This is a genomic window from Humisphaera borealis, from assembly GCF_015169395.1.
Taxonomy (GTDB): Bacteria; Planctomycetota; Phycisphaerae; order Tepidisphaerales; family Tepidisphaeraceae; genus Humisphaera; species Humisphaera borealis.
Map to the genome: position 1 here is coordinate 1,743,675 of NZ_CP063458.1, position 24,418 is coordinate 1,768,092.

At 60.9% G+C, this 24,418-nt stretch carries 14 protein-coding genes; 7 read left to right on the forward strand and 7 right to left on the reverse strand.

From position 1 onward, the window contains the following. Positions 1–66: 66 nt before the first annotated feature. Positions 67–1,368: a xylulokinase gene (locus tag IPV69_RS06530; RefSeq protein WP_206294116.1), complete on the forward strand. Its 1,302-nt coding sequence runs from the start codon at positions 67–69 to the stop codon at positions 1,366–1,368. Positions 1,369–1,650: 282 nt separating this feature from the next. Here the strand turns inward: IPV69_RS06530 and galU are convergent, their stop codons facing one another. From galU to IPV69_RS06545, 3 genes are all read right to left on the reverse strand, one after another. Then, positions 1,651–2,529: a UTP--glucose-1-phosphate uridylyltransferase GalU gene (galU, locus tag IPV69_RS06535; protein WP_206294117.1), complete on the reverse strand. Its 879-nt coding sequence runs from the start codon at positions 2,527–2,529 to the stop codon at positions 1,651–1,653. 107 nt (positions 2,530–2,636) lie between these two features. Beyond that, the gene (locus IPV69_RS06540) at positions 2,637–3,644 is read right to left on the reverse strand and encodes a mevalonate kinase family protein (protein ID WP_206294118.1); all 1,008 of its coding nucleotides are present in this window, start codon (positions 3,642–3,644) and stop codon (positions 2,637–2,639) included. Positions 3,645–3,797: 153 nt separating this feature from the next. Then, on the reverse strand, positions 3,798–4,034 hold the full coding sequence (locus IPV69_RS06545) for a hypothetical protein (protein WP_206294119.1): 237 nt from the start codon (positions 4,032–4,034) through the stop codon (positions 3,798–3,800). 672 nt (positions 4,035–4,706) lie between these two features. Between IPV69_RS06545 and dnaK the strand changes: the two genes are divergently transcribed. Further along, positions 4,707–6,623 carry a molecular chaperone DnaK gene (gene dnaK, locus IPV69_RS06550; RefSeq protein ID WP_206294120.1) on the forward strand — a complete coding sequence of 639 codons (1,917 nt, stop codon included), beginning with the start codon at positions 4,707–4,709 and terminating at the stop codon, positions 6,621–6,623. Between the two features lie 117 nt (positions 6,624–6,740). Here dnaK and IPV69_RS06555 read toward each other — a convergent pair whose 3' ends face one another. From IPV69_RS06555 to trmB, 3 genes are all read right to left on the reverse strand, one after another. Then, positions 6,741–8,507, reverse strand: coding sequence for a hypothetical protein (locus IPV69_RS06555; protein WP_206294121.1), 1,767 nt, complete (start codon positions 8,505–8,507; stop codon positions 6,741–6,743). Further along, complete coding sequence (locus IPV69_RS06560) at positions 8,471–10,912, reverse strand: hypothetical protein (RefSeq protein ID WP_206294122.1); 2,442 nt, start codon at positions 10,910–10,912, stop codon at positions 8,471–8,473. The genes IPV69_RS06555 and IPV69_RS06560 overlap by 37 nt, the downstream gene beginning before the upstream one ends. 137 nt (positions 10,913–11,049) lie before the next feature. Then, the gene (gene trmB, locus IPV69_RS06565) at positions 11,050–11,724 is read right to left on the reverse strand and encodes a tRNA (guanosine(46)-N7)-methyltransferase TrmB (RefSeq protein ID WP_206294123.1); all 675 of its coding nucleotides are present in this window, start codon (positions 11,722–11,724) and stop codon (positions 11,050–11,052) included. Positions 11,725–11,923: 199 nt separating this feature from the next. On the opposite strand from trmB, the gene IPV69_RS06570 reads away from it, so the two are divergent. Further along, positions 11,924–12,955: a hemolysin family protein gene (locus IPV69_RS06570; RefSeq protein WP_206294124.1), complete on the forward strand. Its 1,032-nt coding sequence runs from the start codon at positions 11,924–11,926 to the stop codon at positions 12,953–12,955. A gap of 20 nt (positions 12,956–12,975) precedes the next feature. On the opposite strand, the gene IPV69_RS06575 is transcribed toward IPV69_RS06570, so the two are convergent. Then, positions 12,976–15,447, reverse strand: coding sequence for a DUF6797 domain-containing protein (locus tag IPV69_RS06575; RefSeq protein ID WP_206294125.1), 2,472 nt, complete (start codon positions 15,445–15,447; stop codon positions 12,976–12,978). A 175-nt stretch (positions 15,448–15,622) separates the two neighbouring features. On the opposite strand from IPV69_RS06575, the gene IPV69_RS06580 reads away from it, so the two are divergent. From IPV69_RS06580 to IPV69_RS06595, 4 genes are all read left to right on the forward strand, one after another. Then, positions 15,623–17,050 (forward strand): hypothetical protein, encoded by a 1,428-nt coding sequence (locus tag IPV69_RS06580; RefSeq protein ID WP_206294126.1) that lies wholly within the window; start codon positions 15,623–15,625, stop codon positions 17,048–17,050. A 75-nt stretch (positions 17,051–17,125) separates the two neighbouring features. Next, positions 17,126–18,379, forward strand: a complete 1,254-nt coding sequence (locus tag IPV69_RS06585; protein ID WP_206294127.1) for an ABC transporter permease — start codon at positions 17,126–17,128, stop codon at positions 18,377–18,379. A 98-nt stretch (positions 18,380–18,477) separates the two neighbouring features. Continuing rightward, entirely contained in the window at positions 18,478–20,199 is a 1,722-nt protein-coding gene (locus IPV69_RS06590; RefSeq protein ID WP_206294128.1) for a TolC family protein, read from the forward strand. A 286-nt stretch (positions 20,200–20,485) separates the two neighbouring features. Further along, positions 20,486–24,343: a PA14 domain-containing protein gene (locus IPV69_RS06595; RefSeq protein WP_206294129.1), complete on the forward strand. Its 3,858-nt coding sequence runs from the start codon at positions 20,486–20,488 to the stop codon at positions 24,341–24,343. Positions 24,344–24,418: the final 75 nt, after the last annotated feature.

Consider the following 24,418-nt stretch of genomic DNA (forward strand, 5'->3'; position numbering starts at 1 on the left):
ATGTTCAGCGTTCGGGGTTTGATGTTCGGTGTTCGCATTGAGTGCCTCATCTCTCATCTTTACGCCATGAATCTTCTCGGCCTCGACATCGGCTCTTCCTCGGTCATCGCCGGCGTACTACGCGGGACGACCATCGCCCGGGAATCGCAGCGCATCTTCTTCAAAACGCGTCACGACGGTGCGAAGGTCGAGACAGACGCCGAGGTTGTGCTGCGGGCGGTGCGCGATGCGATCGCGACGCTGGGACCGGCCGCGAGGAAAGTTGATGCGATCGCGATCGCCGCGATGGCACCGTCGTGGGTGGCGATGGACGGCAAGGGCAAGGCGCTCACGCCGATGGTCACCCATCAGGACCGCCGCAGTGTCGAGATCGCGCTCGAGATCGAACGCGAGATCGGCAAAGAGCGGCACCTGGCGATCGTCGGCTGCCGGCCCTTCCCCGGCGGGATTAGCTCCACCACCTGGGCATGGTATCGCCGTCACGAGCCCGACCGGCTCAAGAAGGCCGACCTTGTCGGGCACGTCAACACGTTCCTTCATCGACAAATGACCGGCGCGAGGGTGACCGACCCGTCCAATGCGTCGTTCATGGGCGTCTACAACACGCTGGCCCTCGACGGCTGGAACGACGAACTTCTGGAAGTTGTTGGCGGCAGCCGGGCGTTGATGCCCGATGTGATCGACGCTGACAGGATCGCCGGCAGGATCACCGAAGCCGCCGCAAGTGATTTCGGCTTGACCCAGGGCACGCCGATGATGACCGGCCTGGTCGACGGATCGGCCGGCGTGCTGCTGGCCGGCGCGAAGGTCGGACAGCTCTTCAACGTGTGCGGATCGACCGACGTCCTGGCGCTCTGCACCACAACGCCCAAGCCACACGAGAAGCTTTTGACCCGCGCCCTGGGTGTCGGCCGTAAGTGGTTGGCCGTCGGCACGCTCGCGGCAGCGGGATCGGCAATCTACTGGGCGAAAAACAACCTGTTCGCCGACATGCCGATTGAGGAGTTCCGCAAGCAGCTCGTCCGCCTGAGTCGACTCGGTCTCAAGGCGTCGGGCTCCGTGCGGTTCGAACCCTACATGGCCGGTGAGCGGACGAGCATCGAGCAGCGCACCGGCGCGTTCACCGGCCTCACGCTCGCCAGCACGCGAGAGCAGATGCTCTCTGCAATCCTTGAAGCACTGGCCAAGGCCAGCGCCGACCGGCTGCCGCTGCTGAAGGCGACGGGGACAAAGCTGCTGAAACAGGTAGTGGTGTCGGGTGGTGCCGCGGATCGCCTCGACAAACTGATGCACCGCGACTGGCCGGGGGTGTGGATGTATCGCGCGGTGACGGAAGCGACGCTGCGTGGGCTGGGAACGCTGGTGTAGCGCCGCCTAGGCGCGACGCGAATCGGACCGTGCGGGAACACAAGTGAACCTTGCCTCTCGCCTCGCGTTGCAATTGACCGGGATCGCTTCGTCCCCAAAAAAAGAAACGGGCCGGAAGGGAGCCACCACTTCCGACCCGCTCAATTGTTCGTCTCTGCAATCAAAGATAATGCGTCTTCTCTAGACGTCAATACTCTTTCTCGCACGCGCCAGTTCGCGCGGCGAAGAAGAAGTCGGCGTCGTCCGGCCTGGGCACACGCCGTGTTCGCCTACGATGAGCCGTCACATCAGCGACTTGAGCATCGGCTTGATCGCCTCCCACATCGCCGGATCGCGCGACGCGAAGAGGATATTGGTCTTAAGCCAGTCGACCGGATTGCCGATGTCATGCCGCTTTGCCTTAAGCACCACTCCATGAATCGGCTCGCGCTTCAGCAAAAGTTGAAGCGCATCGGTCAGTTGGATTTCGCCGCCCTTGCCAGGCTTCGTCTCTTCGAGGCACTCGAAGATGGTTGGCGTCAGCAGATATCGAGCGGCGATGGCGAGGCGGCTCGGGGCCGTCTCGACGCTGGGCTTCTCGACAAGTTGTTCGATACGGATCGTACCGGCGTCGAGCATCTGCCCGCCGACGATGCCGTATCGGCTCACCTTCTCCGTCGGGACTTCCTCCAACGCGATGACCGAAGTGCCGTATCGTTCGTACGCCTCGACCAGCGCCTTGGCGGGTAAATCGTTCGCCGCCGCGTCGGCGGGAGCGAGACTGAAAATAGTGTCCCCGAGCATGCAGATGAACGGCTCGTTGCCGACATGCCACTTGGCCTGGTAGACGGCATCTCCCAGGCCCTTCATCTCAGGCTGCCGAACTGCGTGCATCTTGACCTTCGACGCCAGCTCCTTGATCGAAGCAATCAGTGCCTCTTTCTTGCCCGCGACCAGGCGGTCCTCCAACTCGGCCATCCGGTCGAAGTGGTCTTCAACAGCTTTCTTGTCGCGCGAGACGACCAGCAGCACGTCGCCAATGCCCGCGTCCGCGGCTTCCTCGACGACGTACTGAATCGTCGGCCGATCGAGAATCGGCAGAAGCTCCTTGGGTACCGCCTTGGCAGCGGGCAACATCCGGGTCCCAAATCCAGCGGCAGGAATGACAGCTTTTTTAATCATGTAGGGTCCGCCTTGGCGGACGCGAAGGGCGTCACCCATCAAGGCGTCTGAAGGTTTAACGGGTCGAGCAAATGCAACGCGTCGCGTCCGCCACGGCGGCCCCTACGTCACACCTGGTCTTCGAAGATGATCGGCCGAATGACCGTGCAGCGGATGCTGGCCATGGCGTCTACAAGTTGCTGGTACTGCTTGCCGTCCTTGTAGAGGCCGCAGATCGCGCCGCCACTTCCAGTGAACTTTGCACTCGCACCCGTGCTGCGGGCCACGTCGATCATGCGCTGGTTCTCGGGGGCGATCGCCATGAACGTTCGACGCAGGTCGAAGTTTTCATCCATGACCCGGCTGAGTGTCGGCCAGTCGCCGGACATCAGCGCGTCGCGGCCGCGGTCGGTGAGTTCGCGGTACTTGATCATCGCATTGACCACGGTCGGGTCGCCGCGTTCATAGAGCTGTCGAAGGTTGCGGTGAGGGACGTCGCTCAGCTCGGCACGCTCGGGGTCGTAAGCCACGTAAAGCGGCGGCATGACGTTGGGCTTCAGCTCCTCGTAGATGCCGTAGCCGTTGCGTTCCATGTGTGACTTTTCGAAGTCCATGTACACGATGCCTTCGTACGTCTGACTGACGCGGTCCTGAAGGCCGGCGTTGATATCGAGCTCGTCACGTTCCACGCTGAGCACCAGCGATGGCATGATGTGCTTGGGAAGCTGCACACCATAAAAAGTCATCATCGCGCGGAACATCGCGGTGACGATGGCGCTACTGCCCGACATGCCGACCAGGCGTGGGATGTTGGTGGTAAAGCTGACCGTGAACGACCGGTCGGGCAGTTCAATACCCTGCTTGCGGTAGTGGTCGTGGAACTTACGGATCGCGGCCTTGATGAGCCGCATGCCGCCGTAGTAACCGTGCAGCTTCACGTCGCGCAGAAACTCGTGAACGCTGTCGAACCGGGCGAGGTCGCCATGGCTCGGCATGATCTCGAAGTGCGGGCTCTCCCAAAGCTTGATGGTCGTGTGGAAGTTCCGGATGACGAATGAGATCGTCTTGCCGAAGTAGCCGTCGGACGGATTTCCGACCAGACCGGCGCGCGCATACGCGGTGGAAGTGATGATCATTCTGAGTCGCTGATAAGTGGGTGTCGAGCAGGCGGGTCCAACGCCGCTACAACAGGGTAAAATCGCAAAAGTCCGGCAACGGCCGGGCGTGCCGTCCAGAGTCTGGCCGCCCAAAGTCTGACTTTTCAGGTACGGCGACGCCAGACGAGGAGGTCAGTGAACGAGCGGTTCTGCGAGGTCGGCAGGTACGGCCGCTCCGTCACCCAGCATGCCGGCGATCTCCGCGAACTTGCGAACCGGGTCAATGATGGGGCCGGCTGCGAGTGGGCCAACAGGGACGGCGGCGGCACCGCCTTCCAGAAATCGCCGAACCGTGTATTCGAGCATCTCGTCGCCCAGACTAAGTCCGAGCTGATCAAGGAACAGTGATTGAACGTCCGAAGGCGTCACGTCGGGATCCTCCCGGGAAACGGTCCAAGGCCGACAACGAAGCCGGACATCCTCCGGCAGCGCGCGGCCCCATGAGTAGTTGAACTTACCGGCGGCTTCATCGCAAGTAAGAACGCGGGTTCTGCGATGGTTATCGGGCACCGCGGGTGGCGCGGTAACGCTGATCACTTCGGGCCGCCTTGGCCGATGCGGTAGATCGAGGCGAGCACATCAGCCTTTCGCGGAGCGCGCTCGGTCGAATCGGAGGCGTCGGAGATGCCGGTTCCCCTATCTTGCCACTGTGGCAGCCGCTTGACCCGTTATCCGGCCCGACTGTCGTTTTGGCACGTACCGCACCGAGCACATACCTTGACGGCCTGTGTAAGTGGCGGTTTTACAAGGCTTAGTATCCTTTCGAGAACGATATCGACTGGCACAGAGGTTGCAGAAGTTGATGTAACCGGGTGTGACCGATGGGTCATGGCACTGGCGGAACTGAAGGGCCGGTCGCGAGTTTCAGACGAACCGTCTGAGATTCAAAGCGATTCTTCGTTTCGACGTGTGCTTCCGGACCATTGACTGGCGATCCCGTCGATATCTCCCCAGCTCAATGCAGTTGCGTTCGACGGGTCTTCCACCCGGCAGAACGGTCTGAGCAAACGTCTGACCGTTTTGGCCGCGAAGGAGTTCACTATGGCAAAGATCATCGGCATCGACCTCGGTACCACCAACAGCTGCGTTGCAATCATGGAAGGGGATCAGCCCAAGGTGCTGATCAACTCCGCCGGCAGCCGTATCACGCCCTCCGTTGTCGGCTTTACCGAGAAGGGCGAACGCCTGATCGGCCAGGTTGCCAAGCACCAGCAGGTCACCAACCCCAAGAACACCGTCTTCAGCATCAAGCGCTTCATGGGCCGGCGGCACAAGGAAGTTGCCTCGGAAGAGAAGATGGTCCCCTATGAAGTCGTCGGTGGGTCTGAAGACTACGTGAAAGTCAAAATCCGTGGCAAGGAATACACGCCCGAGCAGGTCAGCTCTTTCATCCTCCAGGACCTGAAGAAGACGGCAGAAGACTACCTTGGCGAGAAAGTAACCCAGGCGGTCATCACCGTGCCGGCGTACTTCAATGACGCCCAGCGCAAGGCCACCAAAGACGCAGGCGAGATCGCCGGCCTGCAGGTCCTTCGCGTGCTGCCGGAACCGACGGCGGCTGCACTCGCCTACGGTCTGGACCGCAAGAAGAACGAAAAAATCCTCGTATTCGACCTTGGCGGCGGCACGTTCGACGTCTCGGTGCTCGACGTCGGCGACGGCGTGTTTGAAGTCATGTCCATCGCCGGCGACACCCACCTGGGCGGCGACGACTTCGATGAAGTGCTGATCAACTACGTCGCCGAAGAGTTCCGCAAGCGCGAAGGCGTCGACCTCCGCAAGGACCCGATGGCGCTCCAGCGCCTCAAGGAAGCCTGTGAAAAGGCCAAGATCGAACTCTCCGGCGTCATGGAGACGACGATCAATCTGCCGTTCATCACGGCCGATCAGAATGGACCCAAGCATCTGCAGGAAACGCTGACGCGCACCAAGTTCGAGCAGCTCATCAGCCCGCTCGTCGAGAAGTGCCGCAAGCCGGTGCTCGACGCCCTGAAAGACGCGAACCAGAAGCCCGAGCAGATCGACGAAGTCGTTCTGGTTGGCGGTTCCACCCGCGTGCCGATGGTGCAGCGGATGGTGAAGGACCTCTTCAACGGCAAGGAGCCGAACAAGAGCGTCAACCCCGACGAAGTCGTCGCGATCGGCGCCGCCATCCAAGGTGGCATTGCGACCGGCGACGTGAAGGACATCCTGGTACTCGACGCGACGCCGCTGAGCCTCGGCGTCGAGACGCTGGGCGGCGTAATGACTGTGCTCATCCCGCGCAACACGACGATCCCGGCGAGCAAGAGCGAAGTCTTCTCAACCGCCGCCGACAACCAGTCGGCCGTGACCATCAATGTGCTGCAGGGCGAGCGTCAGTTCGCCAAAGACAACCGCCTTCTCGGCACGTTCAACCTCGAAGGCATTCCGCCTGCCCCGCGCGGCGTGCCGCAGGTGGAAGTGACGTTCAACATCGACGTCAACGGCATCCTCACCGTGGCCGCCAAGGACAAGGCGACCGGCAAGGAAAACAAGACCACAGTCGAGAAGTCCGGCGGCCTGTCGAAGGACGACATCGAGAAGATGCAGCGCGACGCCGAGGCCCATGCCGAGGAAGACAAGAAGCGGCGTGAAGTCATCGATCTGAAGAACCAGGGCGAAAACCTGGCTTATCAGACCGAGAAGATGCTGAAGGACAACGGCGACAAAGTATCTGGCGAAGTTCGATCCCAGATCGAGTCGGCCGTTAGCAATCTCCGTGATGCCCTCAAGAGCGAGGACGCCGACCGCATCAAGAAGACGACCGAGGCGCTGAACCAGGTCAGCCACAAGCTGGCCGAAGAGATGTACAAGACCCAGTCCGCACCGGGCGGAGCGAGCGTCGCCCCCGAAGCCCAGACCGATCGCCCCGGTGGCGAAGCCGGCGGCAAGAAGAAGGACGACGACGTGATCGATGCCGAGTTTGAAGTGAAGTAGCCGAACAGTCTGTTCCAAATGGAAAGAGGCCGGGTCGACATTCGACCCGGCCTCTTTCTGTTTATGACTCGGTGTTGCGGCTCCTTGCCTCCCGGCATGGACGCTCACTCACCAGCTTCAGTTGACCTCAAGGTAGTTGAGTTTCGTCAACCCGCCCGCAACCGACCCGATACCGAGCGTAAGTCTTCCGTCAGACACGGTGACGGTAATCGACCTGGTGCTAAAAACATTGGCGGCCTGCGACTGCTGGTTGAACAGCTGCTGACCTTCGATCCAGACATTGTTCTTGCTCGTCGCTCCTGCGTCGCCGACCGAAACGTTGACGACGTAGGTTCCATTGGCAACGGCCAGCTCCCATTTGCCACCTTGCTTGACGGCCAGGGCAGTGTCCAGTCGCTGGTCGGCATTGATGTTGCGATCGAAGACGACGTCGGCGTGGTCAACGCTCCAGCCGTAGGTCTTTCCGTTTCGGGCACCGTACGTCGAACCGGCATCGACGAGATACCCGGCCACCGTGGTTGCCGACGACGGTTGAAAGTTCACTTTCGTCCCGCCAGATGTTGGAGGGGGTGGTGAAATAGGCGGTGGCGAAGTCGGTGGCGGTGAGGTCGGCGGTGGTGAGGTCGGTGATGTCACCTCGACGTAGTCGATCTTGGTCGTTCCACCGGCTGCCGAGCCGATGCCGAGCGTCAGTCGCCCGTCGGTCACGTTGACGGTGATGGACTTGCTCGCAAACGCGTTCGCCGCCAATTGCACGTAGTTGAACAGCGCCTGCCCTTCGACATAAACGTTGTTCTTGCTGCTCGCCCCCGAGTCGCCGACGCCAACCTTCACGACGTACGTGCCATTGGCAACGGCCATCTCCCACTTACCTGCGGCCTTCACGCCAACATTGGTATCCACGAGTTGATCGCCGTTGAGATTGCGATCGACGACGACATCGCTGTGGCTGGTCGACCAGCCGTAGGTCTGACCATTGCGGGAAGCATAGGTCGCGCCAGAATCGACCAGATAGCCGGCGACTACCGGTGCGGTCGCCGGCTGGAAGTTGACCTTCGTACCCCCGGACGCCGGCGGCGGTGGCGATGTCGGTGGCGGTGATGTCGGTGGCGGTGATGTCGGGGGTGGTGATGTCGGCGGAGACGTCACCTCGACGTAATCAAGCTTGGTGGTTCCCGTCGCGGCCGAACCGATCCCCAGCGTTAGTCGGCCGTCCGATACGTTCACCGTCATCGACTTACTTGCAAAGGCGTTTGCCGCCAAGGATTGATAGGCGAATAGCGCCTGTCCTTCGACATACACATTGTTGTTGCTGCTGGCGCCCGAATCGCCAATGCCGACCTTCACGACGTACGTCCCATTGGGCACCGCCAGTTCCCATTTTCCTCCGGCAAGGACAGCCACGTTGGTATCGAGGAGCTGATTCGAGTTCTTGTTGCGGTCGACGATCACACTGGAGTGATTCGTTGTCCAGCCATACGTCTGCCCGTTGCGAGTTCCGTAGATGGCTCCCGAGTCGACCAGGTAACCGGAAACCGTCGGGGCGGTCGCGGGTTGGAAGTTGAACTTCGTGGTCGTAGCGACAGCAACGGCGTTGTTGGTCCACGACTCAAGAACATCCCCGCCTAGCACCCTTCCGTAGCCATCGACCGGGCCGCCGCTCGCAACGAGCCGCAGACTGTAGTTGCCTGCAGGAGTGGTGATACCCCGGAGATTCGTGAGCGTGAACGTCGTCTGATCGGAAGTCGACAGTCGATTCGCTCCGGTGAGAAGGTTCTTCCCGCCGTTGCGGGTAAGCTGCAAATCGCCGATGGCAAACCCGTAGGTCTTGCCGCTGAATGCGATGGTCACACTATCGACCGGCGTCGCGCGCGGGTCGGGCACAACGTCGACGATATCGGCTTGCAGTGACGAAAGTGCCGTTGTCGCCAGTGGCGAGTATCCCCCGGCGTTGTAGGCGCGCAGTCGATATGAACCGCCAGCGACGCCGGCCGGGTCGGTAAAACTTGTGACATTAGGGGAAGCTGCACCGTCGCTTCGGGAAGCGTCGCGCCCGGCGCGTAGCGATCCAGCGTGTAGCCGCGTTCGTTGTTGGCGTTGTCGGCCCAGGAAAGGCCGATACCCCCCGCTCCTGTGCCTGCACCGACGCCACCGCCTGTCGGGCTGGTTGTCAGCGATGACGGTGCGGCAGGTGGTGTGAGATTCGCAAGCCGAAGGTCCCGTGTATAGGGGTCGACTCGGGTGGTAAAAAACAATGCATCGCCAATCGAGGCTGACACATTGCCGAAACGCACGCCCGCCTCGAATGTAGGCCCGAAGACACCGATCTGACGACCACTTTCCCGGGTATCGCCGGTAAGCCAGACCTTGAGTCCGTCCGTGTAGACGTAATGATTCGCGGCGGATTGGGCGAACAGCTGAGTTTCGTCGTCCGTCGTACCACGGAAGTCACGAAAGAGCTTGGTTCCGCGATCAGTTCCATCGCTCTTGAGCACAACGCCGGCCGAGTTGAAATTTCCCCCGGCGTAAACCGCAATCATATAAGCGACGCCATTCACGTCCTGAATGCCGTGAAGGTGAAGTTGATTCCCACCCAACGGGTTACGCAGCGGCTTGGTTCCCGCGGCGGTCCCGTCACTCACCCAAATGGTCTCGTTCGGACTTGTTCTGCCTGTGGCTTCGAAGAACAATTGATTGCCGACACGCTCCATCCGGTAGAAGAAGCTGTAATTCTGCTCGTCCGGGCCGGTCGTGCTTAGGAGGGCAGCCGTGTCGGACTCAACTTTATAGAGGCCGAACTTATGCAACGGTGGATTGTATTCGGTCGCGAAGACACCAGTTCGTCCCTTGAAATAAAGGCTCCCGTTCAGGTCAGTAAGCCACTCCGGGTGTACCGCTCCGGCAATCTGCGATGTCTCGCCAGTTGCACCCAGGAGGCGCCAGAGTTGTCCGGCATCACTTCCGTCAGCATTGGCTTTGCGAAAATAGAGACTGGAGCCGTGATCTGAGATTGTTGCCAAACGACGGCTGCTCGCGGATGTATTGCGAGACTCGTCCAGGAAGGCGAGCGCATCGGTTGCTTTGACAGTCCCTTCAGCCGATCCGTTCGTCTTCCAGATCTCGTACCCCGTCGCGGACCGATTGACGCCAAAGAAAAGGAAATCGCTGGAAGCGGCGATCATACGAATCGGGAACGATCCGCTACCCGACTCGATCTCCTTGAAGAGCGAAGTTCCTTCAACGGTGCCATCCGAGCAGTACAGCTCCCATCCGGTCTGAGCGGCGTATCCGCTGAAGAAGAGTTTACCGTTGAATGCGATCAGTTCCCGAACGGGGGCGTTGTAGAGTTGGACAGGTGGCGAACCGCTTGAATCGGTCACCCAAAGTCCGGTGCTGCCGGTCGTGCGCCAATCAGTGCGAATTTCTGGATTATTCAGGCTATAGAACAGCCGCGTACCGAGGGGTGTCAACCAATCGGGATGAAGTCCACCGATCGCCGCGACCGATGCAATGGGCACATCGAGACTTGACGGAAGCACCTGGGCGACCACCTCTTCGGAAGGAGTCGACCTAGCCGGTTCGTTCCCCACATAGAAGTTCTGACTGACGCGGTACCGATAGGTTTTGTCGGCTTCAACGGCGCTATCAATGTAAGCGAAAACGCCCTCATATCCCGAGCCAAGGGGAAATGGCGACGAATGTATGACGACGAACGCGCCATCGCCCTCGGCACGCTCGACGCTTATGCCGTAACCACTCTCCTGGTCGAGTCGATAGTGGACTTCAATTGCTCCAGACGAAAGCGGGTAAGCGCGCACGTCATGGGGGGCCGTCGGCGGTGTCGCGAATGGCAGTACGGTGACGCCGAAGACGAAATCGCCGCCAGCAACCTCGTCACCACTGAATGCATTCTCGCCGTTGTACTCGCCGTCTAAGTCTTGTCCGTCGACACCTTCAACAAAGCCTTCTCCGCTGCGAACCCGGATCACGTATGACCCCGGGCCCACCCCGACCCGAGCTGAAAGAGAGGTCGCCTGGCGGCTGATCGAACTGGGGCGAATAACCGATTGCGGATTGTTTACATCCGTGATCTCGATTGCCGACGTACTGACGTTCGCAATGGGCGCATCGAATTCAAAGCTGACGTCAAATCCATTATCCGTGCGGATCTGGGCCCCATCGCGATAATCGAAATGGACGATCGCCGGAGCACCGCTCAGCATGTATCGCCGCTCGACCGCTTCAACGACCGCCTTGGAAATCGCAGCGTAATCAGCCCGTTTTGACATCCGGATGCCCCTTGAGAATAGTTGAAATCTGAAACGATCTCGAAATACAGCAGCCCCGCTGGGGAACCATACACGTTCGACTTCCGCTATACCACGAAAATCAACGCTTCTTAATGTGCGCGTTCTTGCCAATATGCTCAGGCGGTTGCCGCGACTGGAGTTATGTTTTCACGCGGGAGCGAATCACTTCGCCGAACCGCTGCGATCGCGTAGAACGGACGCCCTTCCCGCCGATACTTCCTCTCGAAGTTCGTCCCCACAAACTCCCCTTCGTTCGCCGAGCCCGGGCGGTTGTAGTCGACGACTTCGAAATCTGCCGCGCCGCGGATCGTCGGCTCGATGTTCTCTTCCCAGTACCCCTTGTGATCCGTCACCACCTGCACCCGGCCGCCGGGGCGGACGGCCCGGGCCATCAGCGGAACGAACTTGGGCTGGATCAATCGCCGCTTGTGGTGGCGGGCCTTGGGCCATGGGTCGGGGAAGTAGATGTGCAGGACGTCAATGCTTGCCGGCGGGACGTACTCGGTAAGAAAGAAGCCGGCCTCGGCGCGAACGGTTCGGGCATTGGTGCAGCCGTGTCGCCGCATGCGGTCGCTGGCGTAACGCCAGAACCATCTCGCCCACTCAATGCCGAAGAAGTTAACGTCGGGCCGCGACCGGGCCTGTTCGTTGAGGAACGTCCCCTTGCCCATGCCGATTTCGAGTTCGACCGGGTTGCTGTTGCCATAGAGGACCGCCCAATCCAACGGCTTTGGGAGAGTCTCCGGATCGAGTCCGACGGGTTCGACGATCAACTCGCGATTCGTTTGCATGGGGCGGGAAGTATAGAGATCGTCACTGGCGATGGAACAAGGCCGGAGGCGGCACGGGCACGATTCCTGCGCCCAAGATCTACGCAGAACGACCGCTTCGCACCCCCTGCGTACCGCAAAACCCGGGTCAAAATCAGACCCTTGATTGTAAGTTGATACGGCCTTCCCCGCCCCATGAGATTCTCGTACCGTTTCGATCATGCCTTTCGACTCGTCACTCGCTGCCGTGCCAGTGCTGATCGGTACGAACGCCTTTTTCGTCTCGGCCGAGTACGCCGTCGTATCGCTTCGGCCGGCCCAGATCGATGCCATGCGGGTCGCCGGCTGGAAACGGGCGGCCGCGGCAATTGACGCTCTCAAAGCCCGCCCCGCCGACGCCATCGGCACCATTCAGGTTTGCATCACGATGACCAACCTGATGCTCGGCTGGATAGGCGAGCCGGCGATGTCGCGTCTGCTGATGGCGGTATTCCAGCCGTTGGAGCATCTTTCGCCCACCGTCATCGGAACGGTTTCCGTCATCCTCAGTTTCGTCGTCGTAACGTTGCTGACAGTCGTACTCAGCGAACTGCTCCCCAAGGCATTAACACTGAAGTACGCAATGACCGCCGGTAAGTGGACCGCAGTCCCGGTGCTCGGTATTCGATATGCCCTGCGGCCGCTGGTCTGGTTGATGAACGCAATTGCAGACGCCATCACCAGGCCATTGGGGCTTGGGAGCGTTCAGGAACTGGAAGAACAGCGCGTCACCGCCGACGAGCTTCGCCTGATGGCCCATCAGGCCGCCAGCGACGGCGAGTTGAGCGGCCCGGAACGATCGATCGTCCTCGCGGGATTGACCATCGGCCGGCGGCGGGCGAAGGAGATCATGATCCCGCGGATGAAGGTCGCATACCTCGATCTGTCATGGGACATGAACCGCAACCGGGAGGTCATGAATAGTCATCTTTACAGCAGGCTCCCGCTTTGCGATCACGGGATGGATCACGTCGTTGGGATCGTGTCGACCAAGGAGTTCCTCAGCGCCTACAACGAATCCGGCGACAGCAGTGTGCTGCAACTGATTGCACAGCCGCCTTCATTCACGACGGAGAACGCCACGCTCGACAAACTCCTGACCGAATTCCACACAAAGAAGACACAGATGATGCTCCTCGTCGACGAGTACGGCGGCGTGGAGGGGATCGTGACGTTAAAAGATGTTGTCGATGAACTTGTCGGCGAGATCTGAAGCGATCGCGCAACCCACACTTACCGCGTCGTGACTTCCGCCTTGCCGAGGTTGTGAATCGTTCCGTAAATAATGTCCCGCAACGGCTTACCGTCAGAAGACTTCAGGTTGTAATCGACGCTGTATTGCATCACCGGCTTAATACCGGCGATCTCCAGCACGACAGTCATCCCATCAGCCGACAGCTTTGCCGATTTCACTTCCCATTCGTCTTTACCTTTTTGATCTGGTGCCGATGGTTTGAACTCGCCGGAACCGTAACCGCCGGTCCACTTGTAGTTGTAAGCCTCGACGCCATAGCTCCCGGCGTCGGCGGCGGTGGCGGGGTCGAGCTTACAGGAGAAGGTGATCGCGAGCCCGTTCTCCAAGGCGCGGATCTTGGTCGGCATCCGGACCGGCTGGCCGGTATAACGAACCCGGTCGAATCCGCCGTCGCTCGCTGCGTTCGATTGCCATCCCTTGAGGCCGGCAACGTAAAGCTGACCGTCCTTCGTATTAAACCTTGGCCGCATCGCGCTGCTGCTGAACTTCACCGGAATCTTCACCACGCCGCCCTGCACCTGACCGCCGAGTTCTTCGTACATCACCTTGTAGAGCGAGGACGTTCCGTACGACGTATGGAGGAGATCGCCTTTGAATGGTCCCCAAAGATCGCTCGTCACCCAGACCTGGCCGCCATTGGAATTATCAACATTCTTCGGGAACCAACACAGCGGCTTGGGCTCTTCGGTCCGGTCCGGCTTGCCGTTGGTGCTCTTCATCGGCCGATGGGCCGCATCGACGACGCCGTTGAAACTCCCGGGCTTCACCCAGTGCAGCGGGACCTTCGGAACCCAGGTGCCTTCGTTGTCGCTGGCGGTGATCTGACCGGTTTCGACATTCAGACCGATGCCATTGGGCGCTCGGAATCCGGTCGCATAAACCTCGTTCTTCTGTCCATCCGGCGACACCTTCATGATGGTGCCGTGGCTGTTGGTAATCTTCTGAAATCCCCCGCCGCCGGCATGGACCGGCGACCCGAACGCGAAGTAGAAATTGCCGGCCTTATCGGTCTGCAGGTCGAAACAGAACGCGTGGAACGCTGTCGTCAGTTCCCAGTCGTTGTTGAAGTTCTCGTAGAAGTCGGTTTCGCCGTCCCCGTTGAGGTCGTTCAATCGCGTGATTTGGTCGTGGCCGACGGTGTAGATCTTTCCGTCGACGATCTTCAACCCGAGCGGCTGGTGCAAACCGGTCGCGACGCGTTTCCACTCCAGCTTCTCGAGCTTCTCGTCAATGCCCGAGACGGTCCAGACATCCCCGGACCAAGTGGAGAGCGCGGCGGAAGTTCCGTCGGCAAAGAAGTCCATCCCACCGGGACGCATCCACGCCTTATAGGGGTTGTCGTGGGGTATCGTCAGGTTGTCGATCACATATCCATCGTCCGGCTTTGGTGTTCCGAGCTTGCCCTGGGTGACGACCGTCTGCTTCCAGAGTGACGGACCACCGTTGATTAAACTGGTCAGGTCGACAGGCTGCGGAGACGCCTTGGCCATAGCGGCCGCGCCACGCTCGTCGGCACGGGTGAAGAACACCTTGAATGTAGTCGGCTGAGTGACTGCGGGCAGTTCCAAAAGGAGAATGCTGCCTTCTTGCGACAGCCGAGCCCCCGCAGGCAGATGGGCAACGACGACTCGCATGTCGCTCACAGTAGCGACCGTACCGGCCGCGTTCACCGAAAGCTTGCCGGGCATGAAACCGGGAACGGGATCGGGCTTGCTCGCCTTTGGGAACGGATAGGCCGGAGCAGCATCGGCAAGGACCAGCGTCAGTGGCTTGTCGCTCTTGTCGACGCGGATCGTCCTGACAATCGCCTTGCCATCTGCAGTCGCCTCAAGTGATGGGAGTTCGAGAACATTCGCATTCCCTACGCTATACGACAGCACGACCTGCTCTCCATGCCGATATAGACCCTTGTACTTTGCCCACGATCGCGGCAGCGGTCCCGCAGGCGGAAGAGGATCGATTCTGTTTTCACGCGGGTCATTGATGCCCCCACTGGGGCCGGCCCAGCCGGGCAAATGCGGCGTCTGGAACATGGGGGGAACGCCGATCGTCGGACTCATCCCATGCCCGCCGTCGGCAATAAGACCTACGAGTTTCAGGCTTCCGTCGACCCACCCGGCGCTCATTCTCATCAGGTCCATGTCGAAGACAACGCCATCTTTCCAATCCGGCGAAAGCTTGATCGCCACGCCCCGCGCGGTGCTGTCTCCGCTGAACGAACCCGGACCGTTGTCGAACTTCGCCTGTGGATGGCTGATGATGCTCGCCGTGAGGAACGGACCATAGTCCATCTCCGACCAGCGTGCCGACTTCTTGGGCGCGGGCTTGGGTTGCTGCACCGGGGCCTTGGCATCCGGCTTTTTCTCCTGTCCTGACGTCGGCAATGCCGTGCCCACCATCACGCAAACAGCTGGGACCAGGAATCGCGCAAGACGGAATAAGTCAGTCATTCCACTTCCTCGTTAATCCAATGAATCGGATCGGCACCGAGTGCGGTTCCGATGGCCCTGCCCCTCCGAGGCAGATGACAAACGCATCCGCGTCCCGCATCATCGTCGGACAGTACTCCGGTAACTACCGTGGGCGGGTGGCGCCGTTGGATGAGACGAATCGAGGTCTGCCGTCATGAAGCACATTGCGAACCTTCTGCTCCTGATGGCGTGTGTCATTGCTGGTGTGACTGACACCTGTCGCGCGGACGTGGCGATTGCCACCGCTCCCAGCCTCCTCCAACCCGATGCGGCGATTGCCACCTTTGACACGGATGTCGATCTACCGGAGGCGAAGCTGGTATCGGCCCGCGTCAGCCGCGATCCCGCCGCCTTCGCCGGGGCCGGATCTCTGAGAATCGTCTTCCACGCAACCGAACCCGTCGTGCCTCCGACTCTTCGTCTGCCGATAACAGCCGGTATCGACAGTGGCAGGACGGACGCCATCTCGTTCCACGCCCGGGCGGCCGACGGTGGTGCGCAGAAGGACGTACGCGTACGCATCGGGCTCTGCAACAGCTCGGGCAGACAGATCATGCAGCGGCCGGTGACAATTCCGGCAGACAATCAGTGGCACCCGGTGAGCGTTAGCCTGGAGCGCTTCCGTTGGGGCGAGATCGCCGGTGGATGGAATGAAGCCCGTTCGGTTCAGATCATTATTGAATCGTCGTTCAGTTCGATCTGGTTCGACGAAGTCAAACTGGTCCCGCGCGGTCCGGACGCAGTGCTCCCAAAGGACCGGCTGCGAAAACTCGCGTTCGCCGAGCGCGACGCCCGATCCGCCGAAGGCGACGGGCTGTTCGTCGCGACGGACGCTGCGGATCTGACTGAGGCCGACATGCTGCGGATTCTCGGCAACATGAAGCGAACGCGGTCGCTGGTGCGCCGGCTCTTCGGCGACGCGGTCCGACCGATCGACGCAGCCCCTCCTGCGGCGCTGCTGATCTTCAAGGACCAGCCGGGTTACTCGGTCTTCTGGCAGAACATGGGCAGCCAGTGGGGAGCGAGAATCCTGCCGCCGCAGTCCGGCGGGTACACCGTGCAGGACATCGCGACGACCACTTTCGATCCCAAACTGGGGAACGACCGTCCAGTCTGGCTGCACGAGTCGGCCCATGCCATTGTCGGGCGCGACCTGCGGCTGGCACCGGGAACGATCGCACACTCCTGGTTGCAGGAGGGGCTCGCGAACTACATCCAACTCTGCGTGTATCCCAACTCGCTCGACAACGGGGCCTACCCACGACTGTTCGCCGCGGGCGTCCAGGACTTACCCCAGGCCCTGTTCCGTCCGCTCAAGTCCGTATTGAGCGAGCGCGTCACAACACAGCAGTATGCTCAGCTGGCGAGCCTGACGGCATACCTGATCGAAGCCCATCCCGATTGGCTGCCGAAGATCGCATCCGGCCTCGCGGATGCAACGCCGGTGGACAAGGTTTTTACGGCACTGGGCACCGATTTAGACGCGTTGCAGACAAGCTGGCTGGCATGGGGCCGCAAACGCTTTGCCCAGCCCCGTACCGACGGTCACTTCGATCGGCCGGTGGAATGGAACGGCAGGTAGCGGCCACATCTTTTGTAAACGCCTCGATTACAATCGCCACTTACCGACGGTACGAGCCTCGATCCGACGTCACGCATGCTGTTCCGCATCCCTTTTGCCATCTTCACACTCTTCTGGCAGAGCGCCTTCCTGGCGCTGGGACAGATCTGGGCCAACAAGGTCCGCGCGATCCTCACAACGATCGGTATCGTGATCGGCGTCGCCTCGGTAACCGCCGTCATCGCCGCGCTAACGGGGCTGAAGCAGAACGTGTTGTCCGAGTTTGAGAGCTTTGGCACCAACAAGATCTTCATTAATCCACAAATCCCCGATGGCAATCGCCGGGTCATCCGATGGTCGGATCTTCGGTTTGAGCCCGATCTGTTTGATGACCTGATGGCGTTCTGCCCGTCGGTCAAGGCAATCACACGGCAGACAAGCCTGACCCGATCGGTAAGTTTCGGGAACAAGACCGAGTCTGATGTCGATGTCCAAGGTATCGACGCATCCTGGCACGACATCGAGAAGCGCGCCATTACTCAGGGGCGTCGCTTCGATTACACGGACAATCGTAATGCTCGGGCCGTCTGCCTGATCAACGACAAGATGCGCGAGCAGATCGGTCTTCCGCCAGACCCGATCGGTTCGTCGATCCTGATCGGCGAACGGCGGTACACGATCGTGGGCGTTGTCGAGTCACGGGCCGAATCGAGCATGTTCCGCCGGGCAAACTCCAGCGGATCAGAGTGTTTCGTTCCCTTCAGCACGGCCTATCGCCGGGGCGATCACCTCAACGTTATCGCGGCTTGTCGCTCGCCTGAGTTGTCCGAAGAGGCGCGGGCCGAAATCACGTTCTTCCTGCGCAAGAAACGCAAGATCGGCATCGGCCAACCCGACAACTTTCGTGTCGATGCCGTCGAGAAGTTCGTACAGCAATTCACGTCGGTCGCGACGGCGATTACGCTCGTCGCCGGCGGAATTGTCGGGATCTCCCTGCTCGTAGGCGGCGTCGGGATCATGAACATTATGTTGGTCAGCGTCTCGGAGCGCACCCGCGAGATCGGCCTGCGGAAAGCAGTCGGTGCGCGCCCCGGGGCGATCCTGCTCCAGTTTCTCGTCGAGGCCGTCGTGCTCTGTTTGATGGGCGGCCTGGTGGGCGTTCTCGGCGGGCAAGGGCTGACCTCACTCATGGCGAGCATCCCCGGATCAAAACTCGATCGCGCGGCGATTCCGCTCTGGGCGATCGGGCTGAGCTTCGGCTTCTCGGCACTGGTCGGTGTCGTCTTCGGCATGTTCCCGGCCATCAAGGCGGCTCGGCTGGACCCCATCGACGCATTACGACATGAGTAGTGCCTGCGAATCGAAGACGGACCTCACCATAGAGGGCTTGCGTAGGTCCGTGGCCATCTCGCCGTTCTCTGTCGGCGACATCGACAACTGAGCAACCTATGAATCACATTCGCAAGCGCACGCAACGCCTGGCGCATTCATCCCTTCTGCTGATTGCCGTCGGCGGGTGTAACATCGGCACCGGTGGAACGGGGGAATACGTCGTTCCGAAGCAGAAGCTTCGCAACATCGACGGCCTGGACCTCACGGCGGTCTCAAGACCGCGCACCCCTGCCACCGAGCCGGCCACACGGACCAGCGTCGCCGAGACGATTCCATCGGCGACCGCACCCTCGACCGGACCCTCAACCCAGCCGACAACCCGTCCGACCACGCCGCCGACAATCACATACCTGAGCCTGGCCGACGCCCGCCGACTGGCAATGGAAAACAACCTTGATCTGAAGGTCGAGCTTCTCAACCCGACGATTTCGAAGCAGTCGCTGACCGAAGAAGAAGCGCGGTACGAAGCCAACTTCACGTCGAGTCTGAATTACGCCAAGACCGACAATGCCGTGGCAAGTCAGTTGGTCGGCTCGCAGTCTGAGACGTGGCAGTTCAACGCCGGGCTGGAGATTCCCCTTCGAACCGGTGGCAGCATTCGCGTCGATACGCCCTTGTCCCGCAGCGAGACCGACAATCAGTTCACGTTCCTCAACCCGGCGTACACCGCGGGACCGGCGGCAACGATCACCATGCCCCTCTTGCGAGGCTTTGGGGTGGATTACAACGCCCAGCGTATCCGCGTCGCGTTCTACGCGTACCAGTCCACTCAAGCCCGCACCAAGCTCGAAGTCATTCGTGTGCTGACCGACGTCGAGCGCGTCTACTGGCGGCTTTACGCGGCACGCGAGGAACTCAAGCTTCGCCAGCGCGAGTACGAACTGGCGGTTAAGCAATACGACGCGGCGGCTCGGAAATTCAAGCAGGAGACCGTCCCCGAGGTGGATCTGCTGCGAGCCGAATCGGGTGCGGCGGACAAGTTCGAAAACATCATTGTCGCGGAGAAGAACCTGCGCGATCGACAGCGAGAGCTCAAAAGGTTGCTCAACGCGCCGGGTCTTGAATTGGAATCCACCGCCGAAATCATCCCGGCGACGCGCCCAATGGCGATTGCATTCAACCTGGACAGCGAACAGCTGTCCCGCTCGGCGATGGGCCAGCGCATGGAACTTTTGGAAGAGGAACTGCGGATCGCCGAGGAGACAGCCAACGTCCGCAACGCGCGCAGCGACATGTTGCCCTTGGTAACGCTCGAATACACCTACGGCATCAACGGTCTCGGACCGGAGTTGAACGACGCACTGTCACAGGTTCGCTCGGCGAACTTCCAGGATCATCGGGCGGCAATCAGGATGGAAGTGCCCATCGGCAATGAAGCCGCTCGCAGTCGCCTGCGCCGTAGCCTCTACAGTCGGCTGCAGCGACTGGCGAGCAAGGAGCAGCGGCAGTTGCAGATCAGGCAGGAGGTTTTTACCGCGGTCGATGCGCTGGAAGCGGCTTGGCAGCGGATTCTGTCGTCGAGAAAGCGGGTGCTTCTGGCCGCCCGCGTACTGGACGGCGAACAACGTCAGTACGACCTGGGTCGCCGAACCAGCACCGAGGTGCTCGACGCCCAGACGCGGCTTGCAAACGCCCGACAGGACGAAATCGCCGCCGTCGCGGAGTATCAAATTGCCCAGGTTGACATCGCGTTTGCGACAGGGATGGTGCTGGGTCAGTCGCAGATCGCCTGGCAGCCTACCATCTCCCGCGACTTTGATCCGTCCCAACGCAATTGACCCAGTCAATCAGCTCGATAAGAAAAAGTCATCGGAGGGGCGGAAACTTCTTTCGAAACACGTCATATGCCAATACATTTGCCTCGCCGACCGGACCGCAATCGCGGGGCCGAGGCGGGAGGCCACCCTGCTTTCTGTGGCGTAGTAAGCGAACGGGCGACTCCTCCCCTTTTTTCTTTAAGTACATACAGAAAACAAGCTTACCGGTCGCCCTTGGACGCGACAGCGTTCTCGGTCGGCGCGAAGCTCGTCGATATCCGCGACTTGCCCCTGGGAGTTACACAAGATGGTCGGCCCCGAATCCCCCCGCAGAACCGTCACTGCCACCAACGACAGGAGCCGGCGTGCCCGGGCTGCGTCTGCGGTCCGCCAGGCTATTGCAGAGAATCTGGAAGACCGACGTCTTCTGGCCGACATCGGCGGCGGTCTCGTTGCCAACTATTACAGCGACAGCAACTTTCAGAATCTGGCCCTGGCCCGTACCGACAGCACCGTCAATTTCGATTGGGGCTCGGGTTCGCCTGGAACTGGCGTCCCGGTCGAGGGATTCAGCGCCCGCTGGACTGGTCAGATCAAGGCGGCGACCGCCGGAACCTATACGCTGACAACCGAATCGGCCGGCGGCATCAAGGTCGTCGTCGGTACCACGACTGTGATTGACGATTCGGCGATCCACACGCAGCGACGCGCCAGCGGCACGTTCACGTTCGCGTCCGGTCAGTACTACGACATCAATATCGAGTTCAAGGATCAGGGAGACGCCGTCGCGAAACTGCTTTGGAGCAGCGGCAGCGTGGCGGAGCAGGTGGTCCCCCAGCAGCAGTTGTTTCAGCTCGGGACGAACTGGGTCAGCGACTGGACGAGCACGACGATCGGCGGTCCGGATGGTGGATTCGTCAATGGAAACGGCAGCGACGTGACCATCGGCACCGGTGCGACCGGCACCGTCCCGCCGACAGTGCCACCCACCGTTCCTCCGACCGTTCCACCAACCGTGCCCCCCACTGTGCCGCCAACAGTACCACCCACCGTCCCGCCAACGGTTCCGCCGACAGTGCCCCCAACCGTTCCTCCGACGGTTCCCCCAACGGTTCCACCACCGCCACCCACTGGCGTCAACATCAACTTCCAACCGACGGCGGCGCCGACGGTGTCGGGCTATCTCGTCGACGGCGGTTTGACCTACGGCGCGCGGAACGGTCGGTCCTATGGCTGGAATGTCAGCCACACGACTTCGGTCTTCGACCGCAATGTGAAGTCAGATCAGCTAATCGACACCGTGCTGGCCGTGAAGCAAGGTGGGAAATGGGAACTGGCCGTTCCCAACGGAACGTACACGGTCAAGGTCGCCGTCGGCGACGCCACCGCCAGCAGCACGAACAACGTCTGGATTGAAGGGGTGAATCTCTTCAACTACCAGAAGCTCGCGGCGAATGCGTTCACGTCGAAATCGATATCGGTCACAGTGGCCGACGGAAAGCTGACGCTGGGAATCGGATCGGCGGCGGCCGGAACCACGAAGCTGAATTATCTGCAGGTCGCCGGCGCGGGCGTTTCTCCGCCGGTCGTCCCCCCGACGACGCCTCCAACAGTGCCGCCGACGACGCCTCCGACAGTGCCGCCCACTGTTCCTCCGACCGTTCCGCCGCCGCCGCCGACACCAACGTTCGGTGTCACCGGCTTGACCCTCGTCAACGCGGACACCGACACCGCCATCGGCTTGGTGAGCAGCGGCCAGACAATCTCGATTTCCTCGCCGGCGATCAATCTGCACGCAACGACCAGCGGAGCGATCGGGTCGGTCCAGTTTCTGATCGATGGCGTTGCGGTAAAGACCGAGACCACCGCTCCCTACGCCATCGGCGGCGACGCCGCGCCAAACTTCCTGCCCTGGAACGCGCCCCTTGGTACTCACACGATTAAAGCAGTTGCCTACAGCGGTGCTGCTGCCACCGGCACGATTGGAGGCTCTTACGAAGTGCAGTTGAACTTCGTGGCCGCCCCCTCGTCGGCGGGCGTCCTGTCCACGGCATCAACCCCACCGGTGTTGGGTTCAGCATACTACGGCGAACCGGTGGGACCTTCGCTTGTGTCCAGCCCGTCCAACGCGCGGGTGCTCGCGGCGACCGGGGCGAATCCCACGGCTACTGACGCAGCCAAGTTCGCCTACAAGGTTGTGCGAGGTGACGCCGAGATCGTCGCCAAACTCACGTCGCTCACCAGCGGAACGGCCGCCGACCTGATGTTCCGCAGTTCGCTCGCTTCCGATGCCCCGTTTGCGTCGGTTTCAGTGATCGCCGGTGAAGTCGTTCTCCAATGGCGTTCGGCGGCGGGCGGCGCCGTGCAAAGCTCGTCGGCAAAAACTGCCACTGGTGCCGTCTGGCTGAAGATCAAGCGCGACAGCGACTTCTTCGCCGGGTATGTATCGACCACCGGTGCCGATGGAACCTGGCAGATTGTCGGCACCGCTGGGGTGAAGATGGGCGTCTTCTCTCACGCAGGCATCGCAGTCGCCGGCTCCAACGCCAACAATCAGGCCACGTTCAGCAATGTTGGCATCGCGATCAAGCCCGAACTCGGAGGCAATCTCCAGGCCGTCGCAGACTACAGCTACGACCGTCCGTTTGTGGATATGATGAAACTCACCAGCGGGTTCCAGAACCTCAACGGCTCCAAGGCACCGATGGACGCCCAGGGTTGGCCGACTGTTTCCGACTTCCAGTTCTATGTCGCGGGCAACGGCAACGTGCCTGTCGGCAAGTACACGATCACCTTCACCGGGCCGGCCGGAACGCAGGTCTCGTCAGTTGGCGGCGGCGTAACGATGGCGTTCGGATCTTTCGACGCCGCCACCCAGAAGCACGTCTGGTACGCGACCGTCGGCAGCACCAGCGCCCTCGGGTTCCGATTCAAAGGAACCGGCAACGGCGCGAAGGATATCCGCGTCCTTCAGCCCGGGTACGGAATCACCAATACCCCGACGTACACCGACAGCTACCTCGCCAAAATGAAGGATCTGAACCCGGCGTCGCTGCGGTTCATGGACTGGGTGGACATCAACGTCAACACCCAGTCAACCTGGGCCGAACGCGGCTCGCCCACATCGGCGAACTGGGCTTATGCGGGGGTGGCCTGGGAGGCGGCGATCGAGCTGTGCAACATCCTGGGTTCGAACCTTTACATCAACGTCCCCGCCCGGGCCAATGACGATTACGTCCGTCAGTTGGCGACGCTCGTCAAGAATAACCTCCGCCCGGATCTCGCGATTTATCTCGAAACGGGCAACGAACAGTGGGCGACAAATTTCGTCAACACCGGTTGGAACGCCGAGCAGGCCCTGAAGGAAGTTCAGGACGCCGTTCGCGCCGGTGGCCAGTCGAATCTCAATTACGACAATCTGGCGGTCGACCTGAACCAGACGAACAAGTACGCCGGCAATGCCTTCGCATGGGCCTATCGGCGCACGGCACGACGGGCCAAGGAACTGGGTGACATCTTCAAACAAGTCTTCACGCAGGCCGGCCTGCCGGACCCGATCAATACGCGTGTCCGCGTAATGATGGCGGCGCAGGTGTCGGTCGCGGCGAGCTACCAGTTGATGGCCAAATACATCAACGACGTCTACGGTCCACCCAGCAAGTACTTCTACGGCATGGCGGGCGCGGTCTACTTCCAGATGTACCCGTACAATGACTCATTCGTGAACGGCCAATGGACCAGTCCGAGCACCACGCTGACCAAGGATCAGGTACTTACCGCGATGGCCGGTAGTGCCGGTCGATACGCGAGCGAGAAGCGGTTTGAGACCAGTTGGAACGCGGTGCGTAACTACGGCCTGGAACTGGTCGAGTACGAAGGCGGCCATGACACATTCGGCCCGCTGAACATTCAGGCCAAGAAGCAAGCGACTACCGACCCGCAGATGAAAGGCATCATGCAGGGGTTCCTGGCGACGTTCTTCCAGCAGGGCGGCTCGACCTTCCACTTCTTCACCCTGGGGTCCAAGACTTACGACGATCAGTACGGTACCTGGTCCATCACCAACAACCCCAACGACTGGAACTCGCCAAAGGCGCAGGCGTTTAAGGCTGTGCGGGCTGGAAACATTCCCGACGCGCTGCCCAGCGCCGGCGTGTTCGGCTAGGACCCGCCCCGCCGGAACGTTCGGACGGCGGGCTTGGTGGAGTGGGAGTTGGAGCGGCTCGGCACCTCGCCGTGC